Here is a 20,930-nt window from a genome sequence, read left to right as displayed (position 1 = left end):
GCTTTGTGCTGACGCGACAGGCGGGCCAAAGGCCCGCTGAGAGCGGGGGAGGGATGGGGAGGGGGCAAGCCCCACCTCCTTCGCAAATCATTTGAAACTCTTTCCCGCGCTGCCGATCTGGTGACAGAGTCGACGTCGGTGAAATACTGCGTCACATCGTCACCAGTTCATCGGGAGCAGCCATGCGCCAGCGCCTCCGCTTCTATCTCGGCGACGAGCTTCGGGAGATCGACGCGGTCGATCCGACCCTGACGGTGCTGGACTGGCTGCGGCTGTCGGAACGGCGGGTCGGCACCAAGGAAGGCTGTGCGGAGGGCGATTGCGGCGCCTGCACCGTGGTGGTCGGACGGCTGGACGGCGACACGCTGCGCTACGAGGCGGTGAACGCCTGCATCCGCTTCCTCGCCACGCTGGACGGCTGCCGGCTGCTGACGGTGGAGCATCTGAAGGGACCGGACGGCGCGCTGCACCCGGTTCAGCAGGCGATGGTCGATTGCCACGGCTCGCAATGCGGATTCTGCACGCCGGGCTTCGTCATGTCGCTGCTGGCGCTCTACCTGAACGAGGACCGACCCGACGGGCAGCGGATCGACGACGCGCTGGCCGGCAACCTGTGCCGCTGCACCGGCTATGAGCCGATCGTCCGCGCTGCCCACGCCATGTACGGGATCGGCGACCGGGATGCCGACCGTTTCGCCGACCGGGATGCCATGGCGGGGAAGCTGAAGGCGCTGCGGGACGAGGAGATCCTCAGCGTCGGGGCCGGTGGGCGCCGCTTCCTGGCGCCGGCCACCGTGCCGCAGCTGGCGCAGCTCCTGCTGGACAATCCCGGCGCCACCATCGTGGCCGGGGCGACCGATGTCGGGCTGTGGGTGACCAAGTTCCAACGCGTGCTGGCGACGGTGATCTACACCGGCCGGGTCCGCGACCTGCGGCGAATCGAGGATCGCGGCGACGCGCTGGTGATCGGGGCCGGCGTGACCTACAGCGACGCGGCGGAGCGGATCGCTGCGCTCTATCCCGATTTCGGCGAGCTGATCCGCCGCATCGGGGCGGAGCAGGTGCGCAACATGGGCACCATCGGCGGCAACATCGCCAACGGCTCCCCCATCGGCGACACGCCGCCGGCGCTGATCGCCTGCGGCGCCACGTTGCGCCTGCGCCGCGGCGGAGAGACGCGGGAACTGCCGCTGGAGGATTTCTTCATCGAATACGGCAAGCAGGACCGCCGCGAGGGCGAATTCGTCGAGGCGGTGATCCTGCCCAAGCCGGCGGCGGGCGTGCGCTTCCGTGCCTACAAGATCGCCAAACGCTTCGACCAGGACATCTCCGCCGTCTGCGGCGCCTTCCGCCTGACGCTGGACGGCGAGGGCCGCGTCGCCGACATCCGCATCGCCTTCGGCGGCATGGCCGGCACGCCGAAACGCGCCAGCGGGGCCGAAGCGGTGCTGCTGGGCCGCCATTGGACGGAGGAAACCGTGACCCAGGCGATGGACGCACTGGCCGGCGACTACACGCCGCTAAGCGATTGGCGGGCCAGCGCGGGCTATCGCTCCATGGTGGCCGCGAATTTGCTGATGAAGCTGTATGTCGAGACCAGCGACCCGGCGGCGGATACCCGCCTGGTCGGCGACCGGAGGCTTGCACATGCCTGACGTCACAACCCCAATCGTGCCTGCGGCGCGTATCGAAGGAGCCGTCCATGACCCGCGCCGGCATGAAAGTGCGCATAAGCATGTCAGCGGCGAAGCGGTCTATGTCGACGACATCGCCGAGCCGGCCGGGTTGCTGCATGTCTATCTGGGGCTGAGCAGCCGGGCGCATGCGCGCATCCGCTCCGTCGACCTGTCGCCGGTCAGGCAGGCTCCGGGCGTCGTCGCGGCCTTCACCGCTGGCGACGTGCCGGGGGTGAACGACATCGGCTGCATGGGCAAGCATGACGAGCCACTGTTCGCCTCATCCCTGGTCGAGCATGTCGGCCAGCCGATCTTCGCCGTCGCCGCCGAAACCCGTGATCAGGCCCGCCGCGCCGCCAAACTGGCGGTGATCGAGTATGAGGAACTGCCCGCCGTCCTCACCATCGCCGCCGCCCGCGACGGCGAGCGGACACTCGTCACCCCGCCGATGACGCTGCGGGTCGGCGACGCCGATGCGGCGCTGGCCGAGGCGCCGCATCGGGTGGAGGGGCGGCTCGCCATCGGCGGGCAGGAGCATTTCTATCTGGAAAGCCAGATCGCCATGGCGGTGCCCGGCGAGGACCAGGAGGTGCTGATCCACGTCTCCACCCAGCACCCGACGGAGGTGCAGCACATCGTCGCCCATGTTCTGGACGTGCCGGACGCCGCGGTGACGGTGGAGGTTCGGCGGATGGGCGGCGGTTTCGGCGGCAAGGAGACGCAGTCGAACCTGTTCGCCGCCTGCACCGCGCTGGTCGCCAAGCGCACCGGCCGCGCCGCCAAGCTGCGTCCCGACCGCGACGACGATTTCCAGGTCACCGGCAAGCGCCATGATTTCGAGATCGACTATCGCGTCGGCTTCGACGACAGCGGGCTGATCCAGGGCGTGGACATGCTGTTCGCGGCACGGGCCGGCTATGCCGCCGACCTGTCGGGGCCGGTGACCGACCGTGCGTTGTTCCATGCCGACAACGGCTATTTCTATCCGGCGGCGCGGCTGGAATCGCTGCCGCTGAAGACCAACACGGTATCCAACACGGCATTCCGCGGCTTCGGCGGCCCGCAGGGCATGGTCGCGGCGGAGCGGGTGATCGACGAGATCGCCTTCGCGCTGGGCAAGGACCCGCTGGAGATCCGCAAGCGGAACCTCTACGGCACCGATCCCGAGAGGGACGGCCGCAACCTGACGCCCTATCACCAGACCGTCACCGACAACATCCTGCCGGAGTTGATCGCGCAGCTTGAGGAAAGCAGCGGCTATTGGACGCGCCGGGAGGAGATCCGCGCCTTCAATGCCAAGAGCCGCATCCTGCGCAAGGGGCTGGCGCTGACGCCGGTGAAGTTCGGCATCTCCTTCACCGCCAGCCACTACAATCAGGCCGGCGCGCTGGTCCATGTCTACACCGACGGCAGCATCCAGCTGAACCATGGCGGGATCGAGATGGGGCAGGGGCTCTACACCAAGGTCGCCCAGGTGGTGGCGGAGGAGTTCCAGGTCGACATCTCCACCATCCGCGCGACCGCCACCAGCACCGGCAAGGTGCCCAACACGTCCGCCACCGCGGCGTCGTCGGGCTCCGACCTGAACGGCAAGGCGGCACAGGCGGCGGCCCGCACCATCAGGGAGAGGCTGGTCGCCTTCGCGGCGGAGAAATGGGGTGTGGTGCCCGAGGCGGTGCGGTTCGAGCGCAACCGGGTGCTGGTCGGCGACCAGGACATGAGCTTTGCCGATCTGGTCCGTGCCGCCTATATGGCGCGGGTGCAGCTGTCGGCCACCGGCTTCTACAAGACGCCGAAGATCCATTGGGACCGCGCGGCGGGGCGCGGCACGCCGTTCTACTACTTCGCCTATGGTGCGGCCTGCGCCGAGGTGACGGTGGACACGCTGACCGGCGAGTATGTCGTCGACCGGGTGGACATCCTGCACGACTGCGGCCGATCGCTGAACCCGGCCATCGACAAGGGGCAGATCGAGGGCGGCTTCGTCCAGGGCATGGGCTGGCTGACCATGGAGGAGCTGTGGTGGGATGGGCAGGGCCGCCTGCGCACCCATGCGCCCAGCACCTATAAGATCCCGGCCTGTTCGGACCGTCCGCGCATCTTCAACGTCGCGCTGCTGGAGAATGCGCCGAACCGCGAGGACACCATCTTCCGCTCCAAGGCGGTGGGCGAGCCGCCCTTCATGCTGGGCATGTCGGTGTTCCACGCGCTGTCCGATGCGGTGGCGAGTGTCGCCGGGCACCGGATTTGCCCGAGGCTGGACGCGCCCGCCACGCCGGAGCGGGTGTTGAGCTGCATCGCGGGACTGCGGGAGCGGGTGCGAAATGGCGGCGAATGCCCCCTCCCTAACCCTCCCCCGCCGTTGGCGGTGGAGGGAACTGCCGCCGCCTCGCAAAAGGCCCCCTCTCCCGCTGAAAGCGGGGGAGGGTCGGGGAGGGGGCAAGACACCTTGCCACTCTCCCCCGAACCGGCATGACCTCCCTCTCCACCACCCTCTCCGACTGGCTGTCCCAGGGCGCATCCGCCATCCTCGTCACCGTCGCCGAGGCGCGCGGCTCCACCCCGCGGGAGGAGGGGGCCGGCATGCTGGTGGGGCGGGAGGCCTGCGCCGGCACGGTCGGCGGCGGACGGCTGGAATGGACCGCCATCGCCACCGCGCGGCGGATGCTGGAGGACGGCACTCACCTTGAGACGCTAGACCTTCCGCTGGGGCCGGCGACCGGCCAGTGCTGCGGCGGGCATGTCGTGCTGCGGCTGGAGCGGGCCGACGACGGCACCGTCGCCGCGTTGCAGGAACGGGAGAACCGGGCGCGGGAGGCGCGGCCGACGCTGCTGCTGTTCGGGGCCGGCCATGTCGGACGGGCCATGGCGACAGCCTTCGCGCCGCTGCCGCTGCGCCTGCAGTGGATCGACGGCCGGGCGCAGGAGTTCCCCGAGACGATCCCGGCGGGGGTGGAGCGCATCCTGACCGACAGCCCGCTCGACCCGCTGGCGGGGGCACCGGCCGGGGCGGGCTATCTGGTGCTGACCCACAGCCACGCCCTGGATTTCGAGATTGCCGAGGCGGCGCTGCGCCGGGGCGACGCCGCCTATGTCGGCATGATCGGTTCCGCGACGAAGCGGGCGAAGTTCGAGCGCTGGTTCCGGGCGCGCGGGCGGGACGTGCACGCGCTGGAGGGACTGACCTGCCCCATCGGTGCCGCGCTGACCGGTGACAAGCGGCCGGAGGTGATCGCGGCGCTGGTGGCGGCTGAACTACTGGTGGCGTTTGCTAAACCCGCCCAAATCTCCCTCTCCCCCCCGCTCACGCGCAAACTTCGTTTGCGCTGACGCGACAGGCGGACCTCCGGTCCGCCGACAGCGGGGAGAGGGTCGGGGTGAGGGGGGACCGCTTCGAGGATTTCTTCGGCTGCGCCGAACCCCCTCATCCTAACCTTCTCCCCAGGGGGGAGAAGGGACTGTGGCGGGAGAGGGTGTTTGTCACCCCATCGCCTCGGCTCCCGACACCAGTTCGATCAGTTCATTCGTAACCTGTTCCTGGCGCAGGTGGCGTGCCGTGGCGGTCAGCTCGTCCAGCGTGGTTTCGATGTTGTGGCGGGCCGTCATCATGGTGGAGAGGCGCGCTGCGTTCTCCGCGGCGAAGCTCTCCATCGCGGCATCGGCCAGCAGGGCGAAGATATACTCGTCCACCAGCCGGGCGATCAGGTCGCGCGGCGGCATGTTGATCAGCGGCGGCACCGTCCGGGCGCCGTCTTGCGGCAGGCCGAGCGGCAGCAGGGGGCGGCGCACCAGCTCCGGCGGCGCGCCGGCGTTGGTGCGGCCGTAGAGCAGCTCCACCCGGCCCAGCCGCCCGTCCGCCGCCGCCTGGTAGAGCGCCTCGGCGATGCGCCGGGCGGTGGCGGTGACGGCGTCGGTGTTGGTCGCCATCGCCGTGGCCCAGGCCGGCGGGCGACCGCGTTCCTCCAGCAGGGCGGCGCCGCGCGACCCCGCCACCCACAGCGCGCAGCCCGGCGGTGCAGCCAGCGCCTCATCGACCAGCTTTTCGGTAAAGGCGCCGACGAAGCCGTGTTCCGGCGCGAACAGCACCCACGCGCAATGGCCGTGTCCGTTGACGGGCCATTGCGGCGGCGCATCGTCCAGCAAGGCCGCGGCCTGGGCCAGCGCTCCGGCGATCACCTCGGCATAGGCGCGGGTGCCGGCCAGCGTGCCGAGCGCCTGCTGCAGCCGCATGGCGGCGAGCGAGCGCATGACGTCGGTCACCGCCTCCAGATCCTGCACGCTGGCCCGCCGGGCCTCGACCTCCGCCAGCCGTTCGGTCATGGCGCCGCTCCGGTCAGGCCCGAGACAGCCTGCGCGATCAGGTCGCGCAGCGCCGACTTGGTGGCGTCGTCCAGCGTATCGCCGATCCTGGGCGGGTGGGCGGCGACCAAGCCGGCCAGTGCCGCCTGAAAGCGCGGCATCGCTTCCAGCGGCAGCCGGTCCAGCGTGCCGTCGGCCAGCGCCAGCAGCTGCGCCGCCTGGACCGCCAGCGGGCGGGGCGACAGGTGCCGTTGCGCCAGCAGGGCCCGCATGCGCCGGCCATGCTCCACCGCCTTGCGCGTGCGTTCGTCCACCAGACCGCCGAAGCGGGTGAAGACCTCCAGCTCCAGGAACTGGGCGTAGTCGAGCCGCAACGGTTCGGCCAGCGTGCGCAGGGCGGGCGGCTGCGCCTTGCCGCCGACGCGCGACACGCTGCGGCCGATGTCCACCGCCGGCTTCTGCCCCTCGTAGAACAGCTTGGCGTCGAGGCAGACCTGCCCGTCGGTGATGGAGATCAGGTTGGTCGGGATGTAGGCCGACAGGTTGCCGCCCTGGGTCTCGGCGATGGGCAGCGCGGTCAGCGACCCGCCGCCCTTGGCGGGCGTCAGCTTGGCCGCCCGTTCCAGCAGGCGGCTGTGCAGGTAGAAGACGTCGCCCGGATAGGCCTCGCGCCCCGGCGGACGGCGCAGCAGGAGCGACAATTGGCGGTGGACCGCCGCATGCTTGGTCAGGTCGTCGACGATCACCAGGGCGTGCCGGCCGCTGTCGCGGAAATGCTCGGCCATGGTGAAGCCGGCATAGGGCGCCAGCCATTGCAGGCCGGGGGCGGAATCGGCGGCGGCGATGACGAACAGGGTGCGCGCCGCGGCGCCGCCTTGGCGCACCGCCTCGATCGCCGCGCGCACGCCGGACGCCTTCTGGCCGACGGCGACATAGACGCAGAACACATCCCCGTCGGTCTGGTTGAGGATGGCGTCCACCGCGATGGCGGTCTTGCCGGTGGCGCGGTCGCCGATCAGCAGCTCGCGCTGGCCGCGGCCGAGCGGGAACATCGCGTCGATCACCGCGGTGCCGGTCAGCAGCGGTTCGGACACCGCCGCGCGCTCGGCGATGGTCGGAGCGGGACGCTCCACCGGCTCCCACCCGTCGGCCTCGATGGGCGGACCGTCGTCCAGCGGGTTGCCGAGCGGATCGACCACCCGCCCCATCAGCCGGTCGCCGACCGGCACGCGCAGCACCGTTCCGGTGCCGTGGACGGTGCCGCCGGCCGCGACCTGCGTGGCATCGCCCAGAAGGATGCAGCCAATCCGGTCATCCAGATCCATGGCGAGCCCGGCGACCCCGCCGGGGAACAGCAGCAGCTCGTCCACCCGCACGTCGGGCAGGCCGGCGACATGGGCGATGCCGTCGCCGACCGACTCCACCCGCCCGACCGATTCCAGCCGCGCAGTGGTATCCAGCCCGTCCAGCCGGCGCAGCGCGCCCGGCATCCAGGCGTCGAGCGCGTCCTCAAGCGACGGGGTCGGCATCGGTTCTTGCGGAGTCATGACGGGTCATCTCCTCATTCGCCTCGGCCAGCCTCTGCTTCCAGCTGCGGCGGACGACGCTGTGGGCGAAATGCAGCTCCACACCGGCGATCAGCGACGGATCCTCGGTCAGTTCCAGCGCCACCGGCCGGCCCAATGCCGCCGACAGCCGGTCGCGGGTATGGGCGGCGTCCTCGTCCGGCAGCGGGGCGGCCGCGGCAACGCGTACCGGCACCGCCTCGACCCCATCCGCCAGGGCATGGCGCTGGGCGGCGGGCAGCGCCTCCACCGCCGCACAGGCCTCCTCCAGCAGGGGACGGGTCAGGGCGCGTGCCGGGGCGTCGCGCAGCAGGCGGGTCGCCAACTGGGTGCCGAGAGCGGCGGCGTGGCGCTGCAGGGCGCCCAGCGCCTGCGCCCGTTCCTCCGCCAGCCGGGCACGTGCCTCCTCCAGCGCATGGTCGACCTCGCCCCGCGCCCGGTCGAGCAGGGCGGCGCGTTCGGCCTCCGCCTCGGTGCGGGCGGCGGCGATCAGGCGGTCGCGTTCGGCCGGCAGGGTTGCGCGCTGGTCCTCCAGGGTCCGGCGCGCGGCTTCGGCGGCTTGGCGCGCGGCCTCCGCCTCGCTGCGGACGCGCTCGGTGGCGGCCTGCCGCTCGGCGATCACCGCCAGGACGGGGCGGTAGAGGAAGCGGCGCAGCAGCCAGACCAGGATCAGGAAATTGACCGCCTGGAGCAGGATCGTCCAACCGTCGATGTGCATGACGGGCTCCGGAATTGCCGGGGTCAGGCGAAGGGGTTGGCGAACAGCAGCAGCAGGGCGACGACGAGGCAGTAGATCGCCATCGTCTCGATCATCGCCAGACCGACGAACAGGGTGCGCGACAGGGTGTTGGCGGCTTCCGGCTGGCGGGCGATGGCCTCCATCGCGGCGGCGACGGCGCGTCCCTCCGCCAGGGCCGGCCCGATGGCGCCGACCGAGACGGCCAGCGCGGCGCCGAGGATGCTGATCGAATGGACATCCATGATTGCTATCCCTTTTCTATTGTTCCGACCGCGCCGCCGATGAATACCGCGGCCAGCACGGTGAAGATGTACGCCTGCACGAGACCCAGCAGCAGTTCCAGCGCCATCAGCGGCACCGGCACGAACAGGCCGGCCAGCGACAGCACGATGGCGATGACGAACTCCCCGCTCATCACGTTGCCGAACAGGCGGACCGACAGCGAGAAGGCGCGCGTCAGTTCCGACAGGATGTTCAGCGGAAGCAGCAGCGGGGTGGGGTGGGCGAAGCCCTTCAGGTAGGGCCACAGGCCGCGGCGGCGGATTCCCAGCGCCTGCGACGCCAGCAGCACGACCAGCGCCAGCGCCGCCGCCGTCTCCAGAAAGGCGGTCGGCGCCTTCAGCCCCGGCACCAGCCCGGACAGGTTGGCGACCGCCAGATAGAGGAACAGCGTGCCCAGGAGCGGCAGGAAGGGCGTGGCGTCGGCCTGCATCGTCTCGGCGATCTGCCGGCGCAGGGTCTCCACCACCAGCTCCAGCACGGTCTGGACGCGGCCCGGCCGCTCCACCCGCAGCCGCCGGGTCGCCAGCGCGGCGCCCAGCACCATCGCCGCCATCAGTCCCCAGGTGACGACGACCGGCAAGGTGACCGGGATCGGTCCCAGCAGGAAGACAACCGGCGTCGTCAGGGGGGAATCCGTCATGGCGTTCCCGCCTCCGCCCGCTTTTCGCGCCGGACCACGAGGCTGCGGGCCAGCTGGAATCCGGCCAGCATCGCCAGCAGCGCCTCCGCCCCGCCCCACAGGGCGGCGATGGTGAAGCCGGCGGTGGCGGCGGCCAGCCGGAGCAGATAGAGCGGAACCGCGCGCCGGACCCCGCCGGCCACATAGAGCCGGGCGGTCGCGGCCAGACCGCGGAAGAACACGGTTCCCAACGCCAGCCCCGCCAGCGCCCCGGTCAGAATGGGAAGAAGATAGGGGGCGGTCATCACCTCAGCGCTCCTGCTCGATACGGGTCCAGGCGAGCCATCCGCCGAGCACCACGCCCGCGAACAGCAGCGCCGCCGTCCAGAAAATTCCGCCGCCCGCCCGTTCGTCGAGCCAGCGCCCGGCGAACAGGCCGGCCAGCGTCGGCACGATCACCAGCCAGCCCAGCGCCCCGATCAGGGCGAGGTTGCGGCCCATCGGCCGTTCGCCTTCACGGGTCCAGCGCTCCTGCCGTTCGCGCCGGCGGCGGACGCTGCCGGGAAGCGGATCCTGTCCGTCGCTCATGGCGCCTCCTCCCCGCCGTCGGGAGTGGGGGCGAAGGGGCCGGAGGGCCGTCGGTCGGGGTGCAGATAGGCGAGGATGTGGCGGATCGCGGCCAGATGCATGCGGCGGGCGCCGCTGCGCGCCTCCCCTTCCTCCTCGCGGTTGCGGCGGAAGCGGGCGAGCACGTCGCGTTCCAGGGCGTGCAGGTCGTCGCCGACCACCGCTTCGCGCGTCGCCACGGCGATCCGGGCGCCGTCGCGGATGGTCAGCACCCCGCCGCGCACAGCGCAGTGGCCTTCGCGCCCGTCGGCGGTGCGCCAGCTGATGACGGAGATCGCCAGGGCGGTCAGCAGGTCGGCATGGCCGGGCCAGATGCCGAAGGCGCCGCTGGCGTCTTCCGCCCGGAGGTGGCGGAGGCCGGTGAGTTGGGCGGCGACGGAGGTGGGGGTGGTGACGATGAGGGACAACTCTCGCGCATGCTCGAGTCCCCTCTCCCCCCTGGGGAGAGGGTTAGGGTGAGGGGGATACGTGGCGGGACCTTTGGGAAAACCCCGCAGCGCTTCCCCCTCACCCCGACCCTCTCCCCGGGGGGGAGAGGGGGACATCCGTAGGTCTGCGCTCATGCTCCCCTCCCGGCGCGGTCGCGCTCGCGGACCTGGTCCAGGGTTCCGGTCATGAAGAAGGCGCTTTCGGCCCAGTCGTCGCCTTCGCCGTCCAGGATGGCGCGGCAGCCCTTCAGCGTCTCCTCCAGCGGCACGCTGACGCCGCCATGGCCGGTGAAGGCCTCCGTCACCAGGAAGGGCTGGGTCAGGAAGCGCTGCAGGCGGCGGGCACGGCGCACGGCCAGACGGTCGGCGGTGCTCAGCTCCTCCATGCCCAGCAATGCGATGACGTCCTGCAGTTCGCGGTAATGGGCGATGGTCTTGCGCACATCCTCCGCCAGACGGTAATGCGCCTCCCCCACCACCAGCGGATCGAGCAGGCTGGAGGTCGAACTCAGCGGATCCACGGCCGGATAGAGCCCTTCCGCCGCCATGGCGCGCGACAGCACGATGGAGCTGTCGAGATGGCTGAACAGCTCCGCCACCGCGGGATCGGTGAAGTCGTCGGCCGGGACATAGACCGCCTGGATCGCCGTCACCACTGCGCCGGGGGTGGAGGCGACCCGCTCCTCCAGTTCGGCGATCTCGCTGGCCAGCGTGGGCTGGTAACCGACTCGCGACGGCAGGCGGCCCAGCAGGCCCGACACCTCCGCACCGGCCTGGACGAAGCGGAAGACGTTGTCCATTAGCAGAAGCACGTCCAGCATTTCCTCGTCGCGGAAATGCTCGGCGATGGTCAGCGCGGTCAGGCCGACGCGCCAGCGCGCGCCCGGCGGCTCGTTCATCTGGCCGAAGACGAGCGCGGTGCGGTCGAGCACGCCGGAGCGCTTCATCTCCTCCCACAGCTCCTGCCCCTCGCGGGAGCGCTCGCCGATGCCGGCGAAGACGGAGATGCCGGTGTGGCGCTCCACCATCTTGCGGATCAGCTCCATCACCAGCACGGTCTTGCCGACCCCGGCGCCGCCGAACATCGCGGCCTTGCCGCCGCGGGCCAGCGGGGCCAGCAGGTCGATCACCTTGATGCCGGTCTCCATCAGGTCGCGGCGCGGGCTGCGCCGGGCCAGCGGCGGCGGCGGGCGGTGGATCGGCGCGCGCGGCGTGTCGGGCGGCAGCTCCGGCCCGTCGTCGCGCGCCAGCCCCATGACGTCGATCAGCCGGCCCAGCACCGCCTCGCCGACCGGGGCGGTCAGCGGGCCGCCGGTGGAGCGGACCGGCGTGCCCCGCCGCAGGCCGGAGGTGCCCTGCAGTGCGATGGCGCGCAAGGTGGCGCCGTCGAGATGGCTCTGCACCTCCGCCACCAGCCGCTCGGGACCGTCCCACAGAATTTCCACCGCGTCGAACAGCGGCGGCAGGGCCGTTTCGGGAAAGCGGATGTCGATGACCGACCCGCGGACCGCCACGACCCGGCCCGGAGCCGAGTCGGATTCCGGGGCGGCAGGTGGGGCGGCGGACGGATCGGCGGATGGTCGCGCGGAGGTTTGAACGGACATGGTCACTCCGGCCGGTTGAGTGGGACGGGAACCGTGAAAAATGGTGGCGGTTGCGGCAGTGCCGCGGCAGAGCGACTGCATCGAGGCCCCACCCGACCTTCCCCCGGCTGGCGGGGGAAGGGGCGCCTGGATGCTCCCGTGGAATTCTCCCGTGGGGCGGCGCCGTGGGGGGTGGAGGGCAATGCGTCAACCAGATCGACCACCGGATCCCAGCATAGCCCCCTTCGTTGCGTTGCGGCATTGCGTCAAATCAAACCCTGCCCCTATGGAATCGCCCGGCCGGGCTCCTGCGCCGCCGGGAAGCCATCCGGGAGGCCATCAGCCTGGATGGTGATGGCGACGCGGCGGTTGCGCGCCATCGAGACCGGGTCGGCACCGGTGGAGAGCGGCCGGGTATCGGCGAAGCCCACCGCCGACAGCCGGTCCGGCGGCAGTCCAAGCTCGATCAGCCGCCGCACCACGCTGGCCGCCCGGCCGCCCGACAGCTCCCAGTTGGAGGGGAAGCGGCGGTTGCCGATCGGTGTGGAGTCGCTGTGCCCCTCCACCACGATGTCGCCGCGGGTGGCCGCCAGCGTCGGGGCCAGCCGGCGCAGCAGCCCGTCGCCGCCCGGCGTCAGCTCCGCCTGTCCGGGGGCGAAGAGGATGCCTTCGCCGATGACGATCCCGACCCGGTTCTGCCGCACGTCGACCGCCACGCTGCGCGGAACGCCCAGTCCCGCGAGGGTCTCGCGCCAGCGCTCCGCCACCCGTTCGGGCGCCGTCACCGCGACCTCATCATCGTCCAGGCGCGGCCGCGGGTCGGGCGGCGCGGGATCCGTCGTCGGTACGGGCACCGGCTCGTCGAACAGGGGCGGGAGCGCCTGCGGGGCGTGAAGGGCGATGGCCGGAGTTTCCGGCTGCGGCGTGGTCGGCAGCTGGTCCTTCAGGCTGGTGATCGCCAGCAGCATGACGAACACCGACAGCAGCAGCGTGACGAGGTCGGAGTAGCTGAGCAGCCAGATTTCCTGATCCTCCTCCGCGCCGGCCTGCGGCAGGACGTTGCCGGCTCCTATGCCGGCCGCCCAGGTGGGGGAGGCGAGATCCTCCGCATCGTCCGGCGCGAAACCGCCGTTCTGGGGCCTGTCGTCACGAGGTGCCATGGAGTTCGTCCCCGCGTTCGCGCACGAATTCGGCCAGCGCGTCGGCGATCACCGTCGGCGAGCGGCCGAGCCGCACCAGGATGATGCCCTCCAGCAGCACGTTCAGCATCGCCACCCGCCGGGCGGTGCGCTGTTCCAGCTTGATGGCGATCGGCTTGAAGACGAGGTTGGCCAGCACCACGCCATAGAGCGTCGCCACCAGCGCGACCGACATGTGCTCGCCCACCTGGGCGATGGTGGCGGTGCCCAGCTGCGCCATCATGCCGATCAGCCCGACGAGCGTCGCCAGAAGCCCGAAGGCGGGGGCGAGGCCGGCCAGCGTGCGGAACAGGCGGGACTGCACCGATTCCTGCTCGATCAGCTTCTGAATGCGCCAGTTCATCACATGCAGGATGTCGTTGACCGGCGTGCCGTCGGCGATCAGCTGCAGCCCCAGCCGCAGGAACGGGCTGCCGGCCCTGGTCCCCTGTTCCTCGGCCCGCTGGATCTGGCCGCGCTGGTAGAGCCGGGAGAAGGCCACCAGCTCCGCGATGTCGGCGGCAATGGACTCGTCGTCCCGGAAGATGGTGCGGAGGGCAGCGAGGGCGGCGCGCAGCTCGCTCGCCCGGAAGGCCATCAGGGCGGAAACGGCGATGCCGCCGGCGATGATGACCGCGCCGGTCGGGTTCCACAGCGCTTCCATCCCGTGGCCGAGCCCGATGTAGGACAGCAGGCCGACCGCACCGAGAAGGCCGACGGCCGTCGCATTCAGCAGGCGGGCGGGGCGGGAGGACGCCGCAGAGGGTGCGGGCTTGGTGGCCGCTTGGCCGGGCGTTTGGATGGACATCCGACGCCTTCGTCGTTCATTGGCATTTTAACTATTAGGAACCCGTAATGACCGGCTGTCAATCGGGGGGCGGTGGGTGCTGCGCCGCGAAGAAAGCCCTTCTCCCCTTGCGGGGCGGGATCGGCCAAACGCCAACGGCGTTTTGCCGACCCGCGGGTTGGGGTGAGGGGCTTTCCAAACGATCGGCTCATTGGAAGCGGCAGCGTCCTGCGGCGGTCAGCCGCGTCCGAACAGGCGGCCGAGCAGGCCGGGGGGTGGGGGCTGGGTGGGTTCTGCTGCTTCGGATGGGGCGGGCTCTTCCGGTTCCTCCGCCACGGGGGGCGGCACGCTTTCGCTCGGGTGCCAGGGTGCGGCAGAGGCGGCATCCGCCGCGCGGCCCTGGAACAGGACGACCCCGGATGCGTGGCCGGTTTCCAGCGCCGGCGGCTCGTCGCAGCGCCAGAGGACCAGCCGCCCGGCGCCGAAACGCTCTACGGCGGCGGTCAGCAGTTCGGAGGCTCCGCGAATCCACTGTGTCTTGATGAAAGCCGGCTCCAGCCCGCCGAGATCAAGCCCGGCCAACGCCGCCAGCGGCACATGGTCCAACGCCACCGCGAAGCCGGCGTCGGCCAGCCGTCCGGCCGCCGTGACCACCCGCGCCGGGGCGAGGGAGAGTTCCCAGCAGGGAAGCTCCGCGGTGATCCGGCCGCGCATCTCCGCGGGGATGGCGCGTGCCAGTTCGTCGAAGCCGTCGTCCAGCACGGTGGCGGTGTGCAGGTCGACGGCGAAGGGGCGGGGATCGCGGCTGCGGTCGCGGGCGATATGGCGCAACAGCCCGCGGTCGAGCCGCACCGCCACCTCGTGCCGCAGCCAGGAATCGCTGCGCAGCGACAGGGACAGCCGCGATTCCAATTCTTCCAGCGATATGGCCAGTTCGGTGGTGACCACCGCTGCGCGGGGCTCCGCGAAGGAGCAGACCGGCTGTTCGCGAACGATGCTGTCGATGTCGGCGCCGTGCAGGACCCGCTCCACCTCCAGCAGATGGGCGAGCGCCGCGGTCGGCGCGCGTTCGGCCGCTTCGCGCAGGGCCGCGGTGACATCGTTGGGGAACAGGTCGGCGAACAGGCGCTCGGCTTCCGTCGCCATGTCGTAGTGGGCGGTGCGGAGCGTGCCGAAGCCGTGCGACAACAGGGTGTGTGCCAGCGCCCTGGCTCCGGCGTCGAGCAGCGGAGCGGCTTCGGCCGGGGCGAGGATCAGCAGGCGGGGGCCGGCGAGCCGGAACACCTCGCGCGGCTGGCTGCCCAGCCAGCTTTCCAGATAATGGTCGAGTGTCATGGCGAAACGCGGATCGCCGCCATGCTCGATCCCGCGGAGATCGGCCAGCAGCGCCGCCAGCGGCTCCGGCGACGCCCGCAAGTTTTGCAGGCGTGCCAGAGGCGTATGTCCTGCCGCGTCCGCCATCGCCCCATGCTCCCGACCGTTCATGGCGGAAGTGTCGCGCCGGGCTGTGCCGGTCGCAAGGGGCGATGACGCCGCGGGGTGGTGTGCCTCAGACGCCGATCAGCCCATGATCTCGAACTTGATGCCCTGGGCGAGCGGCAGCGCGGAGGAGTAGTTCACCGTCGCGGTCTGGCGGCGCATGTAGGCCTTCCAGGAATCGGAGCCGGATTCACGGCCGCCGCCGGTCTCCTTCTCGCCGCCGAAGGCGCCGCCGATCTCCGCACCGCTGGGACCGATGTTGACGTTGGCGATGCCGCAGTCGGACCCGGCGGCCGACAGGAAGCGCTCCGTCTCACGGATATCGGTGGAGAAGATGCAGGAGGACAGGCCCTGCGGCACCGCGTTCTGAAGCGCGATGGCCTCCTCCAGCGTGTCGTAGGTCAGGACATAGAGGATCGGCGCGAAGGTCTCGTGCCGGACCACCTCGGTCTGGGCCGGCATCTCGACGATGGCCGGCGTGACGTAGTACGCGTTGGGGAAGCGGTCGGTCAGCGTGCGCTCGCCGCCAGTCACCGTGCCGCCCTCGGCCTTCGCGGCCTCCAGCGCGCGCTGCATCGCCTTGAAGGCGTCGGCGTCGACCAGCGGACCCATCAGCACGCCGGACTCCAGCGGGCTGCCGATGGAAACGGAGGCATAGGCCGCCTTCAGGCGCGGCAGGAGCTGGTCCTTGACCGAGCGGTGGACGATCAGCCGGCGCAGCGTGGTGCAGCGCTGGCCGCAGGTGCCGACGGCGGAGAACAGGATGGCGCGCAGGGCCATGTCGAGGTCGGCCGACGGCGCCACGATCATGGCGTTGTTGCCGCCCAGCTCCAGGATCGAGCGGCCGAAGCGCTCCGCCACCACCTTGGCGACCTCGCGGCCCATGCGGGTGGAGCCGGTGGCCGAGACGATGGGGAAGCCGGGGTGGGCGACCAGCGCCTCGCCGATCTCACGCCCGCCCTGGACGACCTGGGACAGGTTGGCCGGCGCGTCGCCGAAGCGGGCGACGGCGCGGTCGAAGATCACCTGACAGGCGGCGGCGGTCAGCGGGGTCTTCTCCGACGGCTTCCAGACGACCGGGTCGCCGCAGACCAGCGCCAGCGCCGCGTTCCACGACCACACCGCCACCGGGAAGTTGAAGGCGGAGATGACGAGGCAGGGGCCGGCCGGATGCCAGGTCTCGCGCATCGAATGGCCCGGACGCTCCGACGCGATGGTCAGGCCGTAGAGCTGGCGCGACAGGCCGACGGCGAAGTCGCAGATGTCGATCATCTCCTGCACTTCGCCCAGGCCTTCCTGGTAGATCTTGCCGGCTTCCAGCGAAACCAGACGGCCGAGATCCTCCTTGGCGGCGCGCAGCTCCTCGCCCAGCAGGCGGACCAGCTCGCCGCGGCGCGGGGCCGGCACCGAGCGCCACGCCTCGAAGGCGCGGGCGGCGTTGGCGACGATGTCCGACACCTGCGACGGCGCGGTCTCCGCCACCGTGGCGAGCGTGGCGCCGTCCACCGGCGAACGGGCGGTGAGCCCGGCTCCGCTGGAGGTCAGGCCGAAACGGGAGAGGATGTCGCTGTGCTGCACCGGGGTGGCTCCTTGGGTCTGTATAGAACTCCCCCTCTCCCCCTTGGGGAGAGGGACGGGGTGAGGGGGATGCGTCGCGGGACGTTTGCGAAAATCCTGCGGTGCGTCCCCCTCACCCTAACCCTCTCCCCAGGGGGGAGAGGGGACTTGAGTGGTGGGAGGGTTAACTCACTTCCCCTTTCCCGCCGCACGGATCTCCGAAAGGGTCCGGCTTGGGGTCAGGGCTTCGGGGTCGAGCTTGATGTGGATGATCGCCGGCAGGCCGGACGCGCGGGCGCGTTCGAAGGCCGGGGCGAACTGGTCGGTGGTCTCCACCGTTTCGCCATGGCCGCCATAGGCGCGGGCGAAGGCGGCGAAATCCGGATTCTTCAGCATCGTGCCGGACACGCGGCCGGGATACTCGCGCTCCTGGTGCATGCGGATGGTGCCGTACATGCCGTTGTCGACCAGCAGCACGATGACGGCGGCGCCTTCCTGCATGGCGGTGCCGAACTCCAGCCCGGTCATCTGGAAGCAGCCGTCGCCGGCGAAGCACAGAACGTCGCGGGTGCGGTGCTGCAGCTTGGCGGCGATGGCGGCCGGCAGGCCGTAGCCCATCGAGCCGCAGGCGGGCGCCACCTGGGTGCCGAAGCGGCGGAAGCGGTGGAACCGGTGAATCCAGGTGGCGTAGTTGCCGGCGCCGTTGGTGAAGACGGCGTCATGCTCCAGCCGCTCGTCCAGCCAAGCCATGATGCGGCCCATCTGCACATCGCCGGGAATGGCGTCGGGCGGGGTGCTCCAGGCATCGTAAGCGGCATGGGCCGCCTCGGCGCGGGCGGCCCAGGCGGGCTTGGCCGTCGCGGACAGGCCGGCCATCGCATCAAGGAAGGCTGCCGGGGTGGCGACCATGCCTAGGGTCGGGCGGAAGACGCGGCCGATTTCGTCGGCACCGGGATGGATGTGGACGACCGCCTTGCCGGGATCGGGGATGCCCAGGAGATCGTAGCCCTGCGACGGCACCTCGGAGAAGCGGTCGCCCAGCAGGATCAGCAGGTCGCTGTCCCTGACCAGCGCCGCCAGCTTTGGGTTGATGCCCAGCCCGATGTCGCCGGCATAGAGCGGGTGGCAGTGGTCGAACAGCATCTGGCGGCGGAATGTGACCGCCACCGGCAGCGACAGCCGCTCGGCGAAGCCTTGAAGGGCCGCGACCGCCTCCTCCGTCCAGCGGGAACCGCCAACGACCAGAAGCGGCCGTTCCGCCTTGCCCAGCAGATCGCCGAAGGCGGCCAGTTGGGCGGGGGTGGGGGCGCTGTCGACCGGCTCCGCCCGCGGGGCTGCCTTGACGGCCGCGGTTTCGGTCAGCGTGTCTTCCGGCAAGGCGAGCACCACCGGGCCGGGCCGGCCGGACATCGCGGTGTGGAAGGCGCGGGAAATCATCTCCGGCACGCGGTCGGCGCTGTCGATCTCGGCGACCCACTTGCACATGCCGCCGAACAGCTTGCCGTAATCGACCTCCTGGAAGGCGTCGCGGCCGCGCATGCCGCGTTCGATCTGGCCGACCAGCACGACCAGCGGGGTTTCGTCCTGCTGGGCGACATGGATGCCGGAGGCGGCGTTGGTGGCGCCGGGGCCGCGGGTGACGAGACAGACGCCGGGACGGCCTGTCAGCTTCGCCTGCGACTCCGCCATCATCGCCGCGCCGCCTTCGTGGCGGCAGACGACCATCTCGATCGGGCTGTCGTGCAGGGCGTCCAGCACGGCGAGATAGCTCTCGCCCGGCACGCCGAACACCCGCCGCACGCCCTGCGCCTCCAGCGCTTCGACGATCAACTGACCACCGGTCTTCATCGCGATGCCGCCCCGCCCTGCCTATGGGAATATTCCGGATCTCCAGGATACCGACCGTGCCGTGCCGCGCGCCAGGGCGCAAACGACTTTCTTTCCTGCCGTCATGAGCTTTGGTAATGAAGCGGTCATGGATCTGCAGCGCCGCCTCCTCCCCTCCATGAGCATGCTGACCGCCTTCGAAGCGGCGGCCCGCACCGGCAGCTTCACCGCGGCGGCGGCGGAACTGTCGCTGACGCAAGGGGCCGTCAGCCGGCAGGTCAAGGCGCTGGAGGACCAGATCGGCACCGCGCTGTTCACCCGCAAGGGCCAGCGGGTGACGCTGACCCCGACCGGCGCGCTCTATGCCGATCCGATCCGCGACGCGTTGCGCCAGATCGCGGCGGCCACCGTGCGGACCATCGCGGCGCCCAAGGGCGGCGTGCTGAACCTCGCCATCCTGCCGACCTTCGGCACGCGCTGGCTGGTGCCGCGGCTGCCGGCCTTCCAGGCGGCGCACCCGCAGGTGACGATCCACTTCACCACCAAGCTGGCGCCCTTCGACTTCCGCCTCCACGATCTGGATGCCGCCATCCATTACGGGTTCGGCGACTGGCCCGACGCCGTCTGCGACCATCTGTTGGACGAGGAGGTGCTGCCGGTCTGCTCGCCCGCCTTCCTCGCGGCGCATCCGGTGGCGGAGCCGGCGGATCTGCCGTCGCTGCCGCTGCTGCACACCAGCACCCGCGCCGACGCGTGGAATGAATGGCTGTCGGCCCAGGGCCTCGCGCCCCGTCCCGGTGCCGGCATGGTGTTCGAACAGTTCGCCACGACCGCCCAGGCGGCGGAAGCCGGGCTGGGCGTGGCATTGCTGCCGACCTTGCTGGTCCGCGCCGAGCTTGAGGACGGCACCCTGGTTCCGGCCATCGACCGGCCGCATCGCAGCGCACGGGCCTATTACCTCGTCCACCCCCGCGGTAAGGCCAACCACCCGCCCTTCGCCGCCTTCCGGCAGTGGCTTCTGGCGGAGGCGCGCGGATGTGCGGTATGATACGAGCGCTTTTCCACGCATGGTTGGGCTGATTCTGTTTCGAGGATGGTTGAATGGCTCCGCGCGTCTCGGTTCTGCTGCCGGCCTGGAACACGGCGGCGTATGTCGAGGAGGCCGTGGAGTCGATCCTGGCCCAGACTTACGGTGACTTCGAGCTTCTGGTGCTGGACGACGGATCGACCGATGGGACCGCCGACCGGGTGCTTGCCATGAGGGATTCGCGGCTGAAGGTCTTCCGCAACCCCGTGCAGCTCGGCCTGTCGGGCATCCTCAACGTCGGACTGGCGCTGGCGGAGGGGGAGTATGTCGCGCGCATGGACAGCGACGACATTTCGGCACCCGATCGCCTGGCGCTGCAGGTGGCGGTGCTGGACGGCCGACCTGAGGTGACGGTCTGCGGTGCGGATCTGGAGATGTTCGGCGACGCCACCGGGGCGAGCGACGCCGCCGTCGCCGATTGCGATATCAAGGCGCTGTTCCTGGAGGCGGCGCGAAACGTCTTCGACGCCACCTCTCTGTTCCGCCGCGAATTCGTCATGAAGAATCGGATTCGCTGGAACCAAGCCTATGTGTCGGGCGGTGATCTCGCCTTCTGGATCGATTTCATGCGCGCCGGTGCCGTCTTCACCAATGTGAAGAAGCCCCTGCTGCGCTACCGCCGCCACCCGACCGCCTTGTCCAGGAACGTCACCGGCACGGCCTCTGCGGTCTATCGCATCCGCAAGGGGCTGATCGCCGATTTCTATCCCCATCTGACCCAGATGGAGGGGACGGCGCTGGCCAATCTGCTGGCGGGCGCCCCGCCGGGCGGCGGCAGCTTCAGCTTTCCGTCCCTGTGCGAAGCGGTGGCCTCCGCAACCAAGGCGAAACGCTGGACCGAACCTGTCTTCGGTGAATCGCGATCGGTGCTCGACCAGATCGTCGACAACCGGGTGCTGCGATTCCAGCAGGCGATCCTGCGGCAGCCGTAAGCCTCCGTCACCCCGCCGCCACCGCCGCGATGGTGCAGCGGCGGCATGGCGCTGGACGGCAAGGTCGGCGACGCCGAGCCCTGAGGCAGCCGGATCCTACGGGACGGTCCGCTCCAGGAAATATTCCATCTCCTGGATGATGCCGCTCTGGGCGGCCCACAGGGCGGCCTGGGTGCGGTTGCGGACGTTGATGGTCTGCATGATGTGGCGCACGTGCAGCTTGACCAGATCCTCGGTCATCAGCATTTCGCGCGCGATCTCCTTG

At 70.6% G+C, this 20,930-nt stretch carries 20 protein-coding genes; 5 read left to right on the top strand and 15 right to left on the bottom strand.

The window, feature by feature from the left end:
* Nucleotides 1-182: 182 nt before the first annotated feature.
* From xdhA to xdhC, 3 genes are read left to right on the top strand one after another with little or no spacing between them, the layout of a single operon-like run.
* Nucleotides 183-1,655: a xanthine dehydrogenase small subunit gene (xdhA, locus tag VD964_RS01020; protein WP_324864630.1), complete on the top strand. Its 1,473-nt coding sequence runs from the start codon at nucleotides 183-185 to the stop codon at nucleotides 1,653-1,655.
* A complete protein-coding gene (gene xdhB / locus VD964_RS01015) occupies nucleotides 1,648-4,152 on the top strand; it encodes a xanthine dehydrogenase molybdopterin binding subunit (protein WP_324864628.1) in 2,505 nt (834 codons plus the stop codon). The genes xdhA and xdhB overlap by 8 nt, the downstream gene beginning before the upstream one ends.
* Nucleotides 4,149-5,006, top strand: coding sequence for a xanthine dehydrogenase accessory protein XdhC (gene xdhC / locus VD964_RS01010; protein ID WP_324864626.1), 858 nt, complete (start codon nucleotides 4,149-4,151; stop codon nucleotides 5,004-5,006). The genes xdhB and xdhC overlap by 4 nt, the downstream gene beginning before the upstream one ends.
* Nucleotides 5,007-5,156: 150 nt before the next feature.
* Here xdhC and VD964_RS01005 read toward each other — a convergent pair whose 3' ends face one another.
* The 14 genes from VD964_RS01005 to VD964_RS00940 form a co-directional block, all read right to left on the bottom strand.
* Nucleotides 5,157-5,996, bottom strand: coding sequence for a FoF1 ATP synthase subunit gamma (locus VD964_RS01005; protein ID WP_324864624.1), 840 nt, complete (start codon nucleotides 5,994-5,996; stop codon nucleotides 5,157-5,159).
* Entirely contained in the window at nucleotides 5,993-7,522 is a 1,530-nt protein-coding gene (locus VD964_RS01000; protein ID WP_324864622.1) for a F0F1 ATP synthase subunit alpha, read from the bottom strand. Before VD964_RS01000 ends, VD964_RS01005 begins: the two co-directional genes overlap by 4 nt.
* On the bottom strand, nucleotides 7,485-8,258 hold the full coding sequence (locus VD964_RS00995) for a F0F1 ATP synthase subunit delta (protein WP_324864620.1): 774 nt from the start codon (nucleotides 8,256-8,258) through the stop codon (nucleotides 7,485-7,487). Before VD964_RS00995 ends, VD964_RS01000 begins: the two co-directional genes overlap by 38 nt.
* 23 nt (nucleotides 8,259-8,281) lie before the next feature.
* Nucleotides 8,282-8,521 (bottom strand): F0F1 ATP synthase subunit C, encoded by a 240-nt coding sequence (locus VD964_RS00990; protein ID WP_014249776.1) that lies wholly within the window; start codon nucleotides 8,519-8,521, stop codon nucleotides 8,282-8,284.
* A gap of 5 nt (nucleotides 8,522-8,526) precedes the next feature.
* The gene (locus tag VD964_RS00985) at nucleotides 8,527-9,201 is read right to left on the bottom strand and encodes a F0F1 ATP synthase subunit A (RefSeq protein ID WP_324864616.1); all 675 of its coding nucleotides are present in this window, start codon (nucleotides 9,199-9,201) and stop codon (nucleotides 8,527-8,529) included.
* Nucleotides 9,198-9,485 (bottom strand): ATP synthase subunit I, encoded by a 288-nt coding sequence (locus VD964_RS00980; RefSeq protein ID WP_324864614.1) that lies wholly within the window; start codon nucleotides 9,483-9,485, stop codon nucleotides 9,198-9,200. The genes VD964_RS00985 and VD964_RS00980 overlap by 4 nt, the downstream gene beginning before the upstream one ends.
* Nucleotides 9,486-9,489: 4 nt before the next feature.
* Nucleotides 9,490-9,768, bottom strand: a complete 279-nt coding sequence (locus tag VD964_RS00975) for an AtpZ/AtpI family protein (protein ID WP_324864612.1) — start codon at nucleotides 9,766-9,768, stop codon at nucleotides 9,490-9,492.
* Nucleotides 9,765-10,214 carry a F0F1 ATP synthase subunit epsilon gene (locus VD964_RS00970; RefSeq protein ID WP_324864610.1) on the bottom strand — a complete coding sequence of 150 codons (450 nt, stop codon included), beginning with the start codon at nucleotides 10,212-10,214 and terminating at the stop codon, nucleotides 9,765-9,767. The genes VD964_RS00975 and VD964_RS00970 overlap by 4 nt, the downstream gene beginning before the upstream one ends.
* A 152-nt stretch (nucleotides 10,215-10,366) precedes the next feature.
* On the bottom strand, nucleotides 10,367-11,839 hold the full coding sequence (gene atpD, locus VD964_RS00965) for a F0F1 ATP synthase subunit beta (RefSeq protein ID WP_324864608.1): 1,473 nt from the start codon (nucleotides 11,837-11,839) through the stop codon (nucleotides 10,367-10,369).
* A gap of 263 nt (nucleotides 11,840-12,102) precedes the next feature.
* A complete protein-coding gene (locus VD964_RS00960; RefSeq protein WP_324864606.1) occupies nucleotides 12,103-12,978 on the bottom strand; it encodes an OmpA/MotB family protein in 876 nt (291 codons plus the stop codon).
* Entirely contained in the window at nucleotides 12,965-13,804 is an 840-nt protein-coding gene (locus tag VD964_RS00955; protein WP_324864604.1) for a motility protein A, read from the bottom strand. Before VD964_RS00955 ends, VD964_RS00960 begins: the two co-directional genes overlap by 14 nt.
* Nucleotides 13,805-14,020: 216 nt before the next feature.
* Nucleotides 14,021-15,244 carry a hypothetical protein gene (locus VD964_RS00950; protein ID WP_324864602.1) on the bottom strand — a complete coding sequence of 408 codons (1,224 nt, stop codon included), beginning with the start codon at nucleotides 15,242-15,244 and terminating at the stop codon, nucleotides 14,021-14,023.
* 99 nt (nucleotides 15,245-15,343) lie between these two features.
* The gene (locus VD964_RS00945) at nucleotides 15,344-16,840 is read right to left on the bottom strand and encodes an aldehyde dehydrogenase family protein (RefSeq protein WP_324864600.1); all 1,497 of its coding nucleotides are present in this window, start codon (nucleotides 16,838-16,840) and stop codon (nucleotides 15,344-15,346) included.
* 168 nt (nucleotides 16,841-17,008) lie between these two features.
* A complete protein-coding gene (locus VD964_RS00940; RefSeq protein ID WP_324864598.1) occupies nucleotides 17,009-18,667 on the bottom strand; it encodes a thiamine pyrophosphate-binding protein in 1,659 nt (552 codons plus the stop codon).
* Between the two features lie 127 nt (nucleotides 18,668-18,794).
* Here VD964_RS00940 and gcvA point away from each other — a divergent pair, with 127 nt between their 5' ends.
* Nucleotides 18,795-19,694: a transcriptional regulator GcvA gene (gcvA, locus tag VD964_RS00935; RefSeq protein WP_324864596.1), complete on the top strand. Its 900-nt coding sequence runs from the start codon at nucleotides 18,795-18,797 to the stop codon at nucleotides 19,692-19,694.
* A 53-nt stretch (nucleotides 19,695-19,747) separates the two neighbouring features.
* On the top strand, nucleotides 19,748-20,665 hold the full coding sequence (locus tag VD964_RS00930) for a glycosyltransferase family A protein (RefSeq protein ID WP_324864594.1): 918 nt from the start codon (nucleotides 19,748-19,750) through the stop codon (nucleotides 20,663-20,665).
* A 96-nt stretch (nucleotides 20,666-20,761) separates the two neighbouring features.
* On the opposite strand, the gene VD964_RS00925 is transcribed toward VD964_RS00930, so the two are convergent.
* Nucleotides 20,762-20,923, bottom strand: a complete 162-nt coding sequence (locus tag VD964_RS00925) for a LuxR C-terminal-related transcriptional regulator (protein WP_324864687.1) — start codon at nucleotides 20,921-20,923, stop codon at nucleotides 20,762-20,764.
* Between the last annotated feature and the right edge of the window lie 7 nt (nucleotides 20,924-20,930).

It is taken from the genome of Azospirillum sp. (assembly GCF_035628975.1).
Classification (GTDB): domain Bacteria; phylum Pseudomonadota; class Alphaproteobacteria; order Azospirillales; family Azospirillaceae; genus Azospirillum.
Note: the sequence above shows the minus strand (reverse complement) of the source record. Positions and strands in the feature narration are given on the sequence as shown.

Bases quoted from the DNA above. Each gene is read 5' to 3' on its own strand.
- xdhA (WP_324864630.1), top strand. From the start codon at position 183: ATGCGCCAGCGCCTCCGCTTCTATCTCGGCGACGAGCTTCGGGAGATC.
- xdhB (WP_324864628.1), top strand. From the start codon at position 1,648: ATGCCTGACGTCACAACCCCAATCGTGCCTGCGGCGCGTATCGAAGGA.
- xdhC (WP_324864626.1), top strand. From the start codon at position 4,149: ATGACCTCCCTCTCCACCACCCTCTCCGACTGGCTGTCCCAGGGCGCA.
- VD964_RS01005 (WP_324864624.1), bottom strand. From the start codon at position 5,996: ATGACCGAACGGCTGGCGGAGGTCGAGGCCCGGCGGGCCAGCGTGCAG.
- VD964_RS01000 (WP_324864622.1), bottom strand. From the start codon at position 7,522: ATGACTCCGCAAGAACCGATGCCGACCCCGTCGCTTGAGGACGCGCTC.
- VD964_RS00995 (WP_324864620.1), bottom strand. From the start codon at position 8,258: ATGCACATCGACGGTTGGACGATCCTGCTCCAGGCGGTCAATTTCCTG.
- VD964_RS00990 (WP_014249776.1), bottom strand. From the start codon at position 8,521: ATGGATGTCCATTCGATCAGCATCCTCGGCGCCGCGCTGGCCGTCTCG.
- VD964_RS00985 (WP_324864616.1), bottom strand. From the start codon at position 9,201: ATGACGGATTCCCCCCTGACGACGCCGGTTGTCTTCCTGCTGGGACCG.
- VD964_RS00980 (WP_324864614.1), bottom strand. From the start codon at position 9,485: ATGACCGCCCCCTATCTTCTTCCCATTCTGACCGGGGCGCTGGCGGGG.
- VD964_RS00975 (WP_324864612.1), bottom strand. From the start codon at position 9,768: ATGAGCGACGGACAGGATCCGCTTCCCGGCAGCGTCCGCCGCCGGCGC.
- atpD (WP_324864608.1), bottom strand. From the start codon at position 11,839: ATGTCCGTTCAAACCTCCGCGCGACCATCCGCCGATCCGTCCGCCGCC.
- VD964_RS00960 (WP_324864606.1), bottom strand. From the start codon at position 12,978: ATGGCACCTCGTGACGACAGGCCCCAGAACGGCGGTTTCGCGCCGGAC.
- VD964_RS00955 (WP_324864604.1), bottom strand. From the start codon at position 13,804: ATGTCCATCCAAACGCCCGGCCAAGCGGCCACCAAGCCCGCACCCTCT.
- VD964_RS00950 (WP_324864602.1), bottom strand. From the start codon at position 15,244: ATGGCGGACGCGGCAGGACATACGCCTCTGGCACGCCTGCAAAACTTG.
- VD964_RS00940 (WP_324864598.1), bottom strand. From the start codon at position 18,667: ATGAAGACCGGTGGTCAGTTGATCGTCGAAGCGCTGGAGGCGCAGGGC.
- gcvA (WP_324864596.1), top strand. From the start codon at position 18,795: ATGGATCTGCAGCGCCGCCTCCTCCCCTCCATGAGCATGCTGACCGCC.
- VD964_RS00930 (WP_324864594.1), top strand. From the start codon at position 19,748: ATGGCTCCGCGCGTCTCGGTTCTGCTGCCGGCCTGGAACACGGCGGCG.